The organism is Erythrobacter sp. S259, assembly GCF_057364965.1.
Window position 1 is genome coordinate 2,388,011 of the sequence record NZ_CP200286.1, and the last position, 14,556, is coordinate 2,402,566.

A 14,556-nucleotide genomic window follows, 5' to 3' on the forward strand; every position below is an offset into this window, starting at 1 on the left:
CCGGCTTTAAGCTGCTTGCGCGGCGTCAGAGGCCCCGCGGCGTGAGGCAGCTAGGGTTGAGAAATACACATCCTCAAGCCCGCCATCGACACTTGCAAAACCATCGCCCGGATCATGGTCGCATAGAATATGAATGATCGTCTCGCCCGCAAACAACCGGGTCGAGATGACCTCATACATATTGCGATAACCCTCAAGCTCACCGCGCTCGATAGTCTTAGCCCAGATCGTGCCTTGAGCCCTCGTCATGAGTTCTCTGGGCGCGCCTTCGAGTTTGATCGAACCATTCACCAAAACCGCCATCGCAGGGCAAAGGTCGGCCACATCCTCAACAATGTGAGTGGATAGGATCACAACCGCATTCTCACCAATCTCAGCAAGCAGGTTGAGGAAGCGATTACGTTCTTCTGGATCAAGGCCTGCGGTTGGCTCATCGACAATGATCAAGTCCGGGTTGCCAATCAAAGCCTGCGCGATGCCGAAGCGCTGACGCATACCGCCTGAAAAACCCGCAATCGCTTTCTTGCGCACATCCCACAGGTTCACCTGATTGAGCAGAGTTTCGACCGTATCCTTACGAGCGCCGCGTGCGCTGATGCCTTTGAGCACCGCCATATGATCGAGCATGTCATAAGCGGACACGCGCGGGTAAACGCCAAAATCCTGAGGCAAATAGCCCAGCCGCTTACGAAGGTCTTCTGGCTCAGCCAGAATGTCGAGCCCGTCAAAAGTGATCTCGCCCGAACTTGGCGTCTGCAAGGTCGCAACTGTGCGCATCAGCGTCGATTTACCCGCGCCGTTGGGACCAAGGAGCCCAAACATGCCCTTGGGGATCGTCAAAGTCACATCATCAAGCGCCCGTACACCGTTGCCATAGACGTGGCTGACATTCTTCAAATCGAGCATGATTTTAGACCCCTCATCACATCCGAGCAGGCTAAAGGGGTGTATTGTAGGTGTAAAGCACCAGTTGTTACTGCTCCACCAAGAGCCGATTTTCATCGACCAAGGGTCATCAAGCTAGCGAATGCGTGATGGTGCAATCAGAACCGCATTCGCGATCAGCAAATCGAGCCCGTCAAGATAGGCCCGCGTCGATGGATCGTGGGCAAATCCGATCGTCAAACCGCGCCCTGACCTTTGCGCCATCATGTAAGGTTTAAACGCAAGCTGGCGGCGGTTTTCATCCCAGACATAGCCGCTTTCGATGAGCGCATCTGGCGCAGCAAACCGCATGACATTGGTGCCATTGGCCCGGTCGAGCGGAGTGAAGACGGTCGAACCACTGGCAAGCACCACCGCGCCAGTGTCGTAGCCTGCTGAGAGGAAATGCTCGGTATCGGCAACTGTGTTGAGCAACGCGCCCGGCAGCGTGTCAGGCAATGCCTCTTGATTGGCAATCGCCTCGCGGTATTCTTCCTCGCTGGCGATTGCGCTACCTGGGGCGAGTGACTCTGCATCGCCGCTCTCGTCGCTCGCTGAAAGGCCAAGAGCCGCCTCGCGCTGGACCGACAAAAGCGGATCATCGCCGGACGCGAAAGAGCCGATGGAATTGCCAATGGCGACAAGAACACCGCCATTAGCTACAAAACTGCGAAGGTTTCTGATGCCGCCTGAACCCATCGCAGAACGCGGTGATCCATTGGGGACCAGAACCACGTCGTAATTGGACAGGTCTGCACGGCCAAAGCGATTGGTGCGGATTGGGACAACGGGCAAGCCAAGACGCTGCTCAAGAACGAAACGCAGGGCCCCTGCGCTCAATTGAGAAACACCGTCATCCCAAGCAATTGCCACTTTGGGAAGCGTCAGACGAACAAACGCCGAGCTACCCAGGTTAGGACCGTCTTCGACCCAGCTGTCAGCGATACCCACTGTTTCAGCGCCAATATCGCCCGCGAGGGTAAGAAGCCGCTCCATCTTCTCAGGCGTGTTCATTGCGACCGGAAACAGGACCGTGCCTCTCGGGAAAGTGCGGCCATCTTTGGTGAAGGCTTCATCGCTTGAGCGGGCCTCAATTCCCTCACGCAGGGCCGATGTCACAAGCTGGGCCTGGCCGCTGTCGCTCCACGGGACGGCGACGGCATAATTGGCTGAGCCGCTTGTTACAGGTGCGATTGGCTGCGTGCCAGTGATCGGCTGGCCAGAAATCGCTCGGTTGCAAACATCCACTTTCACGCCGGACATTGCGCCAACGGACCACGCCGTCACATCGTACAATTCATGCGCCAAATCCTGGCTGCGGCGTTTCTCCTGCTCGAGAATAAACTCACGGGGGAGCGCTGTGTCTTTGTCGAGAAGGCTGCGAACAAGCTTTCCGGCAGGCTGTGCCTGCGCCACCGCGAGATAGCCGCTGGGATACGGGCGCCCGCAAACGCTAACCGGACCATCGCGGCGCACTACCTCAATGCCTTGTGCGGCCAATCTGCGCCCTAGGCTTTCTGCGTTCCACCGCTGGCCTGCTAGGTCGATCACATACGATCCGCTGCCCGTTGCACCATTCGCGTTAGAGCGCCGATATTGCGCGTAATCACCAAGAAACCGGTCAGCGTTTAAGGCCACGGCTTCGGCGGTTGAAAGGCTTGCGATAAAGTGATTGCGCACTGTCGTTGCATAGGGAAGCACCGTTCCATCGCGCCGGTCCCAGATAAGACCGCGCGCTGATCCCTGTTCGTAGGTCATGCCAATCGCGCCCTGATGCGCGTTCCAGGTGTCGCCATAACCGGGATAGAACAGGTCGAAGATTTCGCGGGTGAAATACGGTTCGCCGATCCGGTCAAAATGGCGCGCATTGTTGCGCCCAATCAGCTCGTAAAGCGATAATTGCTCGGGGGTGATATTGGGGTTCACCGGGTCAGCGGCGGGCGCAAAGAAGTAAGTCTCATCCCCGCCCATCTCATGGATATCAGCGACGACCACCGGGTTCCATTCTTGCAGCGCGGCAACCTTTCCGCGCGTCTCAGGCTGGCTGAGCGTGAACCAATCCCGGTTGAGGTCGAACATGTAGTGATTGACCCGCCCGCTCGGCCAAGTTTCATCATGCTCGGCTGCTTGCCTGTCACCGATCGGCGTCATTCCCAGAGCGCCCCGGAAATGGCTCACAAAGCGCGCGCGGCCATCGGGGTTCTGGATAGGATCGAGGACCACCACGCTTTGCGACATAATCTGCTGAACACGCGGATCATCCGTGGCCGCGAGCAGGTGATAGGCCATCATGATCGCTGCATCGGTCGAGGCGATTTCATTACCGTGCACCGAATAGGCAAGCCACGTCACAGGCAGCGCATTGCCATCGCTCGCGCGGCCCGCCGCGATATTCGCCATGTCAGCTTGCACCGTGTCGATGCGCGCCATGTTTTCCGGCGCAGTGAGCACAAGATAGTGCAGCGGCCGCCCTTGCCAGCTGGTCGCATACTCAATCATGCGCACGCGGTCTGGCGCTGCTTGTGCGAGCGCTTTGAGATAGCGCACGGTTTCTTCGGGATTGGTAATCCGTTTACCCGGAGGGTGGCCAATAACCTGCTCTAGTGTCGGGATGGCTGGGTCGAATTGCGCCTCGACATATGACTGCGCGAGAGCAGCACTATGCGCCCCAGCAAGAGCGGTCAAAGCAGCTAGAGCGGCGAACCAGCGCCCAAAGGTCTTGATCATCATCTCTGCCGTCTTACCCGTAACATCGGCAAGCGCAAGGGGACGCTAGGGTTAAGCCTTTGTGTGCTCTTCGCGCGCAATTTCATGGAGCCAATCAGCGTGGCGCGGCGCTGTTTTGGTCTCGCTCCACTCGTCCAGCATCATCGGCGCAACCCGCTTGAGTTCGGCGTATTGCTCGTCAGTGCCAATATCTGCGGCGAGTTCCACGCGGTGACCATTGGGGTCGAAGAAGTAGATCGACTTGAAGATGCCGTGGTGCGTGGGCCCGAGCACGTCGATGCCCTCGCCTTCGATATGCGCCTTGGCGGCGAGCAGTTCTTTCTCAGAACCCACGCGGAAAGCGAAGTGCTGTACCCATGCGGGCGTGTTTTCATCGCGGCCCATTTCGGGCTGATTGGGAAGCTCGAAGAAGGCGAGGATGTTGCCATTTCCTGCGTCGAGAAAAACGTGCATGTACGGGTCATACGCGCCGGTTGAGGGCACATGATCCTCGGCAAAGGCGTTGGTGTATTCCATACCGAGCACACGGGAATACCACTCGACGGTTTCCTTGGCGTCTTTGCAGCGCAGCGCTGTGTGATGGACGCCGCCTAGTTTGACGGGATGGGTCCCAGAAGCACTCACTGCGCAGGTTCCTCTGCCACGTTCAGCACGCCGCGCGCGACTTGGTCACGTTCGATGCTCTCAAACAGGGCTTTGAAGTTGCCCTCGCCAAAGCCGTCCTTGTAATCGCCCACACGCTGGATGAACTCGAAGAATACAGGCCCAATGCGCGGTTCTGCGAAGATTTGGAGGAGGAGACGAGGGCTCCCGCCTTCTGTGGTGCCATCAAGTAGGATGCCGCGTGATTTCAGTTCGGCCTCATCGCGGCCATGGCCGGGAAGGCGCTCCGACAGCATTGCGTAATACGTCTCAGGCGGGGCGGTCATGAACGGCACGTCGAGCTTCTTGAGGCGGTCCCATGCCTCCACAATATCGTCGCAGATGAGCGCGATGTGCTGGATGCCTTCACCATTGTATTCGCGAAGGTACTCCTCGATCTGACCCTTACCGTTCTCGCCCTCTTCATTCAGCGGAATGCGGATCTTGCCGTCGGGGGCAGTGAGCGCTTTGGAGGTGAGGCCGGTGTATTCGCCTTTGATGTCGAAATAGCGGATCTCTTGGAAGTTGAAGAGCTTCTCATAAAAGTCCGCCCAATAGGCCATGCGCCCGCCATAGACGTTGTGAGTGAGGTGGTCGATCAGCTGAAAGCCGCAGCCCTCTGGGTGCTTGTCGGCGCCGGGCAGATACTCAAAATCGATGTCATAGATCGACAGGCCCTCGCCCTCTTCGCTCGCATAGCGATCAACGAAGTAGAGGATCGAGCCGCCGATCCCGCGAATGGCCGGAATGCTGAGCTCCATCGGGCCGGGCGCGTTGGCAACAGGCTCTGCGCCTTGTTCGAGGACGTGGGCATAAGCCTTGGCCGCATCGCGCACGCGGAAGGCCATGCCGCAGGCACCGGGGCCGTGTTCGCGCGCGAAATACCACGCAGCAGACTTCGGCTCATAGTTCACCACCAGGTTGATCCCGCCTTGACGCCACAGCGCCACATCCTTTGAGCGGTGGTTGGCGATGTGGGTAAAGCCCATGCTTTCGAAAACCGGCTCCAGCATGCCTTTCTCAGGCGCGGAAAACTCGACGAACTCAAAGCCGTCGAGGCCAGCGGGGTTTTCGAACAAATCGCCGGGGTGGATGGTCATGGCTCTTACCTTTAGTTGATGAAACACTGCCGCAGCGGGGAATCAATGAAATATAGTTTCGTTTGAAACTATCTAGTCCAACATGGCCCGTTTGTCAAAGGACACCTGCTCCACAACCGCATTGAACGCCTCGCCCTTTGCGTGCAGGATCGCGCCCGAGAGGTGAGAGACATGATCAAGACCAAGGGGATCAACCACATCGCGCTTGTCTGCCGCGATATGGCGGAGACGGCGGCGTTCTATGAGAAGGTGCTGCAAATGCCGCTGTTCAAGACGGTGGAGCTGCCGGATGGAGGCCAGCACTTCTTCTTCGATTGCGGCGGCGGCAATGCGGTGGCGTTCTTCTGGTGGGCCGATGGACCGCCCTCAGCCCCCGGCATTGCCTCGGTAAAATCCTTCCCACTCGATTCAAAAACCGCCGTTGGCTCGATGAACCACCTCGCCTTCGATATGGAAGAAAGCGAGCTTGAGGCAGCGCTTGACCGGCTGCAAGAAGCAGGGGTTAAGCACACCCATGCCGTCATCAATCACGATGATAGCAAAATGGGCATGAGCGCAGATTTGCACGAAGGCGTCTTTGTGCGCAGCGTCTATTTCACCGATCCCAATGGTATCATGCTGGAGTTTGCTGCGACCACCAAGGCGTTCGGACCCGAAGATATCGCGCACAAGCCCGCGACCGCCGCCGACCGATTGGAGGCCTAAACAATGCCCAGACTAAGAGAGATTCCAAAAGCAGAAGCAGACCCCTCAATCCTTCCGCTTTACCACTTGCTATTTGGCGATAAAGACCCGGTTGCAGAGCCCGGCACAGCCACCGGCACGCCGGGTGATTGGTGGACGGTCTTTGCCAATTCGCCTGAAACGCTGGCGGATGCGGCTAAAAGTTTCGCTTACTACCGCTCGCCAAGCCGCAAACTTGATCCCACTTTGCGCGAGCTGGGGCAAACCTGGGCAGGCTGGGCGACCGGAAGCCAGTTCGTTTTCTCACAGCATTGCAAATCGCTTCGCGGGCTTGCCTATCCCGAAGAGAAGATCGAGGCCATCCCCACTTGGCAAACCGCCACTTGCTACACCGCGAAAGAGCGGCTTGTGCTGGCCTATGCTGACAGGCTTGTCGTGCACCAAGGGCGCGTACCCGACGCGCTGTTCGGCGCACTCAAAGCCGAGTTTACGGACGAAGAGATCTTGGAACTTACCTACGTCACAAGCCTCTATCTGATGCACGCCGTAATGAGCCGCGCTTTGCGCACAGAATTTGACGACCGCGATGATCCCATCGTGGAAGTGGCAGCGCCCGAGGGCTTTGATGCACTCGATTTCCTAGGCGGTAATCGGGGGCGTTAGCCCCTCACCCCTTCAGGGGGAGGTTGGGAGGGGGGCAGCGAGAGAAGTGAGCTCCGAGCCCCCTCACCCAGCCCTTCCCCGCCGGGGAGGTGAGAGTCGTTAATTGACCCGCCCGATATTGCGGCCCTTATCGTCGCGCGTCACCGAAAGCTTCGCGCCAAATGGCAGGCCGCCTTCGAACAGCGCTGCGGTTGCCTCATGGCTTAGATCCGCATTGCCCGCGACCCGCTCTCCATCAGGATTGCGCCCGATAAAGACAGCCACGTCGCCCTTTTTGTTGCGGTTGATCGTGTAGGTTTCGACCACTGCCTCGGCATAGTCGCCCTTGCACACGGGAACTCCATTGGCGGCCTTTTCAAGCTGTGCCACGCGCGCAGATACGTCTGACCAATCGGCAGGCTCGGCCGAGTAAATTCCGGTTGAAAATTTGCTCATCCATCCGCCATTGGCACCGACCAAAGCGGTTTTGCCGGGCGCTGCACGCACACGCGCCACCGCTTCGGCAATCGCGTGGGCTGAATAATTATTTCCAGCACCGCCAAAGAACGGCAATCCGCCTGTCAGCGTCAGCCCTCGGCTGTCATCCACGGCTAGGCCAAAATGGTCGCATTGGTTGAAGACGGGGATCGCAAAGCAGGAATAGAAATCAATGATATCGACATCATCAAAGCTCTTACCTGCCATCGAAAGCGCCGCCTCGACACTGGCAATAGAGGCAGGATTGCTCTCAAGCTCAGGCCGTTTGATAAGCTTTAGCTCGCTTGCCGAAGTGATGGAGTGGATGTGCACCCATTTGTCTTGCGGAACGCCAAGCTCGCGCGCCTTCGCAGCGCTCGCCACGATGATCGCAGCGGCTTGGTTTACTTGGTCGCGCGCCACGGTCATGCGGGTGTAGGGTTCGGCCACAATCCGGTTGCGTGCCGTGACCGTCGCCAGTTCCTCAGCGCTGCGTTCAACAGGCGCTGCGGAGTGCGGATTGCTTGCCGCGACCCGCGTAAAGGGTTCAAACAGCTCGCCGATTTTAAGACGGTATTCCTCAAGCGAAAGGCCAAGTTTTGCCCGCCGCGCATTTTCCGCCAGCGCATAAAGCGGGATGGCCCCGGTCGCGCCGTGGGCGAACAGTTCCATCTCCATCAGATCTTCAACGCCAAGCCCGCGATCTTCAAAAGCCCCGCCGTGAGTTTCCGACCAATCGGGCGCTTCGCCCTTGGCCGCTAGCGCAAGCGCGGTGGAGATCGCCTCTGCCCCGACAATCGCAGCGCAGTGGCTGCGCCCTTCGGCAATATCGGCGGCAAATTCGCCCAGCATCTGCTGATTGGTTTGCCCGCCCGTGGGGGAGAGGATCAGCCGTTCAGGCGATGCCCCCACCCGCGAGGCGAAGGCCGCCGGGATATTGTCAGGTGCACCAAAAGGCGGCTTTCGATCTGCACGAGACATTTCGAACGCGCGGATGACAGCAAGAGTGTCGATGGCGCTCGCAACCTCTTCATCCCTGCTATCAGCGCCGCTATCAGCAATCGCGTCAGCCAGCGCCCGGCCGCCCAAATCCGCATAAGAAAGGGGCGTGTAATCCGGGTCAGTGACTTTGTGCGAAAACTGGCCGACGCCGATAATGACCGGCGTGTTGTCAGCGATCATTGAAATGCGCCTCTAGTCTACGAAGTCTTCGACACGCTCAACGATGATCGCGGGCGCCATACCGCCCGCTGCACACATGGTGACAAGGCCATAGCGACCCTCTCGGCGCTCAAGCTCATCAACGATGGTGCCGATTAGGATCGAACCGGTAGCACCGATCGGGTGACCCAAAGCGATAGAACCGCCGTTCACATTCACCTTGTCCCAGCCAAGATCCAAATCTTTCATGAACTTGGCAGTGACGACTGCGAAGGCCTCGTTGATTTCGAACAGGTCGATATCATCGGTGGTAAGACCCGCCTTTTCGAGCACTTTCTTGGCTGCCGGAACCGGCGCGTTCAGCATGAGTGTTGGGCAATCGCCTTGGTTGGCGGTTGCAACAATGCGGGCGCGTGGTTTTAGGCCATTGGCTTCGCAATATTCCTTGGAACAAACCAGCACAGCAGCAGCGCCGTCAACAACGCCTGATGAGTTGCCCGGACCGTGGAAGTGCTTGACCTCTACATCGGGGTATTTCTGATTGATCATGCCAACAAAGGTTGGCTTGCCTTCGCCCATCGACATGCCGGCCATTTTTTCAAATGACGCAGGCAATCCGCCAAGGATTTCCATGGTCGTGCCGGGCTTTGGAAACTCTTCCTTGTCGAGAATGACATTGCCGTCATCATCGAGCACCGGGACGATGGACTTATCAAAGCGACCTTCTTCGATTGCGCGCGCGGCATTCTCTTGGCTTTTGAACGCGACCATATCGAGCTCTTCGCGGGTGAAGCCTTCGATAGTGGCAATCGCATCGCCGCAAATGCCTTGCTGCGTTTGAGGATGAGTTTTGGCGAGGCGTTCATTGCCGCTGCCCATGCCAAGCGGCATGATGCCCGCTTGCATCTTTTCCTGCATCATCGAGGAGGTCAGGCTCATCATTTCGGTGCCGCCTGCAACAACGCAGTCTTCCATACCGCTCATGATAAGCGCGGCTGCGAGGTTGACGCTGGTGATGCCGCCGCCGCAGAAACGGTCAAGCGTCATGCCAGAAGAGGTCACATCATAGCCCGCATCAAGCGCCGCCATGCGGCCCATGTCGCCGCCTTGCTTGCCTTCTTGTGAAGAGGTTGACCAAATCACATCGCCAACCGTTGCGGTGTCGAGGCTATTGCGTTCTGCAATCGCTTTGAGACAGGTCGCGGCGAGATGCTGTGGGTGTTCGCCTGCGAGCGCGCCTTTGCCAACTTTGCCAATTCCGCGCGGGGTGCGCACTGCGTCGACGATGTATGCTTCGGCCATGGTATCTCTCTTCCCTAGAATTCGTTTTTATTGAAAATGCGGTTGACGGGTGCGTAAAGCGTCTGCACTTCAGACACAAGAATTGAGTTTTAATTTGAAATCTCAAAAGTGATAGGGAGAGCTCACGATGAGCGAGGAAGTTCTGACACAGGTTGAAGACGGCGTGTTGATCGTCACGATCAACCGTCCAGAGGCGAAAAACGCCATGACCAAGGCAGCGGCTGAAGGGATTGCGGCAGCCATGGACCGCCTCGATGCTGAAGACGATCTGCGCGTTGGCATTCTGACGGGCGCTGGCGGAACTTTCTGCTCGGGCATGGACCTTAAAGGCTTCCTTCGCGGCGAAACACCCAGCGTTGAAGGACGCGGATTTGGCGGCGTTGTCCAGGCTCCCCCTTCCAAGCCTTTGATCGCAGCGGTTGAAGGTTACGCGCTTGCTGGCGGGCTAGAGCTGATGATTGCGTGCGATCTTGTGGTCGCCAATTCAGGCTCGAAATTCGGCATTCCCGAAGTGAAGCGCGGACTTGTCGCAGCAGCCGGCGGGGTGATGATGCTGCCTGACCAAATCCCAGAGCGGATTGCGATGGAACTATCGCTCACCGGCGATTTCATTGATGCGTCCCGCGCTTATGAGCTTGGCCTTATCAACACGGTAACCGAGGGTTCTGCACTCGAAGGCGCAAAAGCGCTCGCAGCCAAGATTGCCGCCAATGGTCCGCTCGCTGTGCGTGTGTCAAAGCAGATCATCAAAGAATCGCGCGCATGGGCGATGGAAGATCGCTACACCAATCAAGGCAAGCTTATCGCGCCTGTGTTTGTGTCAGAAGACGCCCGCGAAGGCGCAGCCGCATTTGCAGAGAAGCGCGCTCCCAATTGGAAGGGCAAGTGATTTGACGTCGGGGACCGTACTTGATGGACGCCCCTTCGTAACTCGCTTTACGATTTTAGGAGAGAGACATGCCCGTCATCGACGTGCCCCAGCCTGAGTTTATGGAAGACGAAGAGATTTCGATCTTCGCAGACGCGGTAGGCAAATTTTATCAGCAACACGCCCCGCAAAAGCGCGTTCAGACATGGCGCGACAATGGCCAGGTTGAGCGCGAGTTCTGGAACGAAGCAGGCGCCGCCGGGCTCCTCGGCGTTTCGGTTCCCGAAGCATATGGCGGCCACGGCGGCGACTTTCGCCACGATATGGTCGTGATTGACCAACAGGCGAAACACGATGTCGATGGCTTTGCGGCAAGCCTGCACAATACCATCATCCTGCCCTATCTGGTGCGGCACGGCACCGAAGAGCAAAAGCAGAAATACCTGCCAAAGCTCGTCACCGGCGAGCTGGTCAGCGCGATTGCCATGACTGAGCCGGGCGTAGGCTCTGACCTTCAATCGATCACCACTACGGCGCTGAAAGACGGCAATGGCTACCGGATCAATGGGTCCAAAACCTATATCTCTAACGGTCAGACCGCTGACTTCATCGTGGTTGTCGCAAAGACCGACCCGAACGAGCGCGCCAAGGGTATCTCCTTGATGCTGCTTGAAACGGAAGGGGCCGAAGGGTTCGAACGCGGCAAGAAACTCGACAAAATCGGGCTTGATGCAGCCGACACCTCTGAATTGTTCTTCGACAATGTGTTTGTGCCTGCTGAAAACGTCCTTGGCGGGGTGGAAGGCAAAGGTTTCTACCAGCTGATGGGCGAGCTTCCGCAGGAACGCCTCGTGATCGCCATGGGCGCGTGCACCGGCATCGAAAAAGCGCTCGACACAACAGTCGAGTATGTGAAATCGCGCAAGGCCTTTGGTCAGACCATCTGGGACTTCCAGAACACCCAGTTCGTTCTGGCCGATCTAAAAGCGCGCGGGACAGCGGCGCGGGTGTTCGTCAATGATTGCATCGCAAGGCTGCTGAAAGGCGAGCTTGATGTGGCAACCGCCTCGATGGCCAAATATTGGTGCACTGAGCTGCAAGGCGAGGTCGTCGACAAATGTCTGCAACTGCACGGCGGTGCTGGCTACATCAACGAATACCCCATCGCCAAAATGTACCGCGATAGCCGCATCACGCGCATCTTTGGCGGGTCTAATGAAGTGATGAAGATGTTGATCGCGCGCAGTATGTAGGCTGACCCATCGCAGACATTAAAAAAGGCCGCTCGGGAAACCGGGCGGCCTTTTTGTTTAACGTCAAAAAAAGGGTGACCCGGCTGCCCGGATCACCCTCTTCGTAATTGGTATGGAACGCTTAGAACTTCGTCCGGATCGTCGCGCCATAGGTGCGAGGCTCAAGCGTGAAGCTGGAGCGTGCATTGATCGCGCCGGTCCCGCGAAGAACATTGTTAAACGTCACGCCCCGTGTGACCTCATCGGTCAAGTTTAGGACGTAAAATTCAAGCGAAATGCGTTCATCAAAGGTGCGAATACCAGCGCGCAGATTGATCTTGATGTTCGAATCCTGAACATCGGCCACAATCAGCGGCGCCGCATCTATCGCAGCCTGCGTTTCAGCGACGGTTGCCCCTTGTGCTGGCGGGACGATTGCCTGTGTCGATGTCCGCTCATCTGACACGAACCGGACTTGCCCTCCGGCGAAGAACTCAAGTGTGTCGCTGAGTTCGGTTTCATACAGAGCCCCGGCAATCGCCGTAATTTCTGCCGCATTGGTGAGGTCATTGCCGCACAGCGACAGAACCGTCACGCTGGTCTGGTCGCCTGCGCAATCATCAGGATAACGCGCATCGAGGATCGTTGCGCCAAGGTTGAAGGTCCAATTGTCGCTCGGGCGAACGACGCTTTCAATTTCCACACCCGTTGTGAGCGCTTCGGGCACGTTAAACGATTGGAACGCTGCCCCGGTGAATTCCAGAACCTGGAAGTTTGTAAACTCCTGATGGAAACCAGCGAGGTTCAAAGTCACCGCGTCATCAAGCAAACGCGCTTTGAGACCGATTTCATATGCATCGACTTCCTCAGAAAGGAAGGTGGGATCTGCGCCCAGAACACCTGCGGTTGTATCAAGGTTGATACCGCCCGCCTTAATACCGTGCGTAAAGCTTGCATAAGAGCTGATATCGGGCGTGATTTCGTAACCCAATTTAAGGGTGTAGATAAGCTCGTCATCATCGAAATCGGCCTGGAATGTCTGAGGCAGGGGCAGAACCGCTGACGCTGGAACATCGGCCGGGGCAGTGAAGCCAAAACACCCGGTTCCCAATGCGAGCGGTGCAAGCGGACCCAAAGCTCCTGGAATAGACCCATCGAGGAAGCCAGGAATAAGGGCGTTGCAAACGTTATTGGTGTTCGCGACCTGATTAAACCCGCCCGATTTGCTTTCATCGGTGTAACGAAGGCCAGCTGTAAATTCGAGGCCATCGGTTATCTCGAAAGTGTTATGCGTAAAGATCGACCAGCTCTCCGCTTCCTGCGTGAACTGATTTGTGCTGAACGATCCATTCGGGTCAAAGCCGGTAAGCGCGGTAAGAGGATTGGCCCCCAGTGTTCCGAGCGTTGCACCGCCTGAAAGCCCTGCAAACAATGCGCCGATATACTCGCCGTAGTCTTCTGCGAGGATAAACGAGTTGTTCGCCTCGATTTGTTCGTCCGAATAATAGCCGCCAACGAGCCAGTTCAAACGGCCATCAAGCGCTTCACCTTGAAAACGCAGTTCGGCGGTGAAGGTCTCGATCTCGGTCAGCAGTTCGACGTTGAATACATCGGCCGCAGAAAAGTCCGAATCGTAAAACTCTTCCGCATCAAATTCGCGGTAGGACGCAATGAAGATCGCCTCCGCGTTGTCACCAATCGGGTGTTCGAACTCTCCAAGAATGCCCCAGTTATCGACGTCTGCCCTTGGGGCGAAATTTGCGGCCACGGCACGGTCTTGGGCCGCTTCATCAAATCCTTCCTGGTCGAATGGTGTGGTCGCAAAGTTGCCCAAAGGCTGACCACCGTTCCCCGGAAGGCCGACTGCCGCGTAAAACGGAGCGATTGGCGTTTCAAAAACCTGCGTGGCGACGCCTGCGCTCGATTGGTTGTTCGAGTAGTCACCGATGATCCGGCCTCTAAAGCCGCTATCGGTTTCCCAACCGACCTGACCACGAACAAGATAGCGGTCAATGTCATTGGTATCGTCGAACTCAGTGCCGGTTGCATCGACGACGGCAATTGCGCCATCACGCTCACGGTAAGCTCCGGTGAGGCGCACCGCGAGCGTATCCTCCACCAGCGGCAAGTTGACTGCCCCTTGAAGGGCAATCTCGTCAAACCGGCCATATGTGGCATTTGCAAACCCGCTGAATTCCCCCAGGTCGGGGCGAACAGTCGTAATATTCAACGCGCCTGCCGAGGTGTTGCGTCCAAACAAAGTGCCCTGCGGCCCGCGCAAAACCTCAACCCGTTCGATATCGACAAACTCGCCAAGGGCAACGCCGGGACGCGATTGATACGCGCCATCAATGAAAATGCCGACGGCAGACTCAAACCCGATGTTGTTAGAGGTCGTGCCGACACCGCGCACACGAAGCACCACAGAACCCGCCGCGGTTTGTGCAGTCGTACTGGAGAAGCTTGGCGCAACCGCGGTGACGTCGCGGATCTCGTTCACACCTTGGCGTTCAAGCTGGGCCGGGCCCACCGCGGTCACCGCCAGCGGAATGTCTTGCACATCTTGTGCACGGCGCGTTGCCGTCACAATGATTACATTATCTTCGGGTGTTTGAAGTTCCTCAGCCGCTTGCTCTGCATCTTGCGCCAGTGCTGGGGCGGTGAATGCGCTGCATGCCATAAGGCCTGCAGCGTAAGTTGCGAACTTACGCGTCATATTCTCTCTCCACATCCGTCCGAACTGGTGCTCGCACGGTTCTGTTGGAGAGACTATCAGGGCTTTCGCCAGTGCCAAGCC

General features: G+C 57.4%; 11 protein-coding genes. 4 read left to right on the top strand and 7 right to left on the bottom strand.

Annotation, left to right across the window (positions count from 1 at the left end):
• Nucleotides 1-6 precede the first annotated feature (6 nt).
• From AC0V60_RS11260 to hppD, 4 genes are all read right to left on the bottom strand, one after another.
• Entirely contained in the window at nucleotides 7-906 is a 900-nt protein-coding gene (locus AC0V60_RS11260) for an ABC transporter ATP-binding protein (RefSeq protein WP_486178551.1), read from the bottom strand.
• Between the two features lie 114 nt (nucleotides 907-1,020).
• Nucleotides 1,021-3,654, bottom strand: a complete 2,634-nt coding sequence (locus tag AC0V60_RS11265) for a M14 family metallopeptidase (protein WP_486178552.1) — start codon at nucleotides 3,652-3,654, stop codon at nucleotides 1,021-1,023.
• A 48-nt stretch (nucleotides 3,655-3,702) separates the two neighbouring features.
• Nucleotides 3,703-4,275 (bottom strand): VOC family protein, encoded by a 573-nt coding sequence (locus AC0V60_RS11270; protein ID WP_486178553.1) that lies wholly within the window; start codon nucleotides 4,273-4,275, stop codon nucleotides 3,703-3,705.
• Nucleotides 4,272-5,393: a 4-hydroxyphenylpyruvate dioxygenase gene (hppD, locus tag AC0V60_RS11275; RefSeq protein ID WP_486178554.1), complete on the bottom strand. Its 1,122-nt coding sequence runs from the start codon at nucleotides 5,391-5,393 to the stop codon at nucleotides 4,272-4,274. Before hppD ends, AC0V60_RS11270 begins: the two co-directional genes overlap by 4 nt.
• 171 nt (nucleotides 5,394-5,564) lie before the next feature.
• On the opposite strand from hppD, the gene AC0V60_RS11280 reads away from it, so the two are divergent.
• Nucleotides 5,565-6,098: a VOC family protein gene (locus tag AC0V60_RS11280; RefSeq protein WP_486178555.1), complete on the top strand. Its 534-nt coding sequence runs from the start codon at nucleotides 5,565-5,567 to the stop codon at nucleotides 6,096-6,098.
• Between the two features lie 3 nt (nucleotides 6,099-6,101).
• Complete coding sequence (locus AC0V60_RS11285; protein ID WP_486178556.1) at nucleotides 6,102-6,740, top strand: carboxymuconolactone decarboxylase family protein; 639 nt, start codon at nucleotides 6,102-6,104, stop codon at nucleotides 6,738-6,740.
• 99 nt (nucleotides 6,741-6,839) lie between these two features.
• Here AC0V60_RS11285 and AC0V60_RS11290 read toward each other — a convergent pair whose 3' ends face one another.
• Entirely contained in the window at nucleotides 6,840-8,378 is a 1,539-nt protein-coding gene (locus tag AC0V60_RS11290; RefSeq protein ID WP_486178557.1) for an acetyl-CoA acetyltransferase, read from the bottom strand.
• A gap of 12 nt (nucleotides 8,379-8,390) precedes the next feature.
• On the bottom strand, nucleotides 8,391-9,659 hold the full coding sequence (locus AC0V60_RS11295) for an acetyl-CoA C-acetyltransferase (RefSeq protein WP_486178558.1): 1,269 nt from the start codon (nucleotides 9,657-9,659) through the stop codon (nucleotides 8,391-8,393).
• 127 nt (nucleotides 9,660-9,786) lie between these two features.
• On the opposite strand from AC0V60_RS11295, the gene AC0V60_RS11300 reads away from it, so the two are divergent.
• Together AC0V60_RS11300 and AC0V60_RS11305 are read left to right on the top strand one after the other, a co-directional pair.
• Nucleotides 9,787-10,548, top strand: coding sequence for a crotonase/enoyl-CoA hydratase family protein (locus tag AC0V60_RS11300; RefSeq protein WP_486178559.1), 762 nt, complete (start codon nucleotides 9,787-9,789; stop codon nucleotides 10,546-10,548).
• 68 nt (nucleotides 10,549-10,616) lie between these two features.
• A complete protein-coding gene (locus AC0V60_RS11305; RefSeq protein ID WP_486178560.1) occupies nucleotides 10,617-11,780 on the top strand; it encodes an acyl-CoA dehydrogenase family protein in 1,164 nt (387 codons plus the stop codon).
• A 121-nt stretch (nucleotides 11,781-11,901) separates the two neighbouring features.
• On the opposite strand, the gene AC0V60_RS11310 is transcribed toward AC0V60_RS11305, so the two are convergent.
• Complete coding sequence (locus AC0V60_RS11310; protein ID WP_486178561.1) at nucleotides 11,902-14,475, bottom strand: TonB-dependent receptor; 2,574 nt, start codon at nucleotides 14,473-14,475, stop codon at nucleotides 11,902-11,904.
• Nucleotides 14,476-14,556 lie beyond the last annotated feature (81 nt).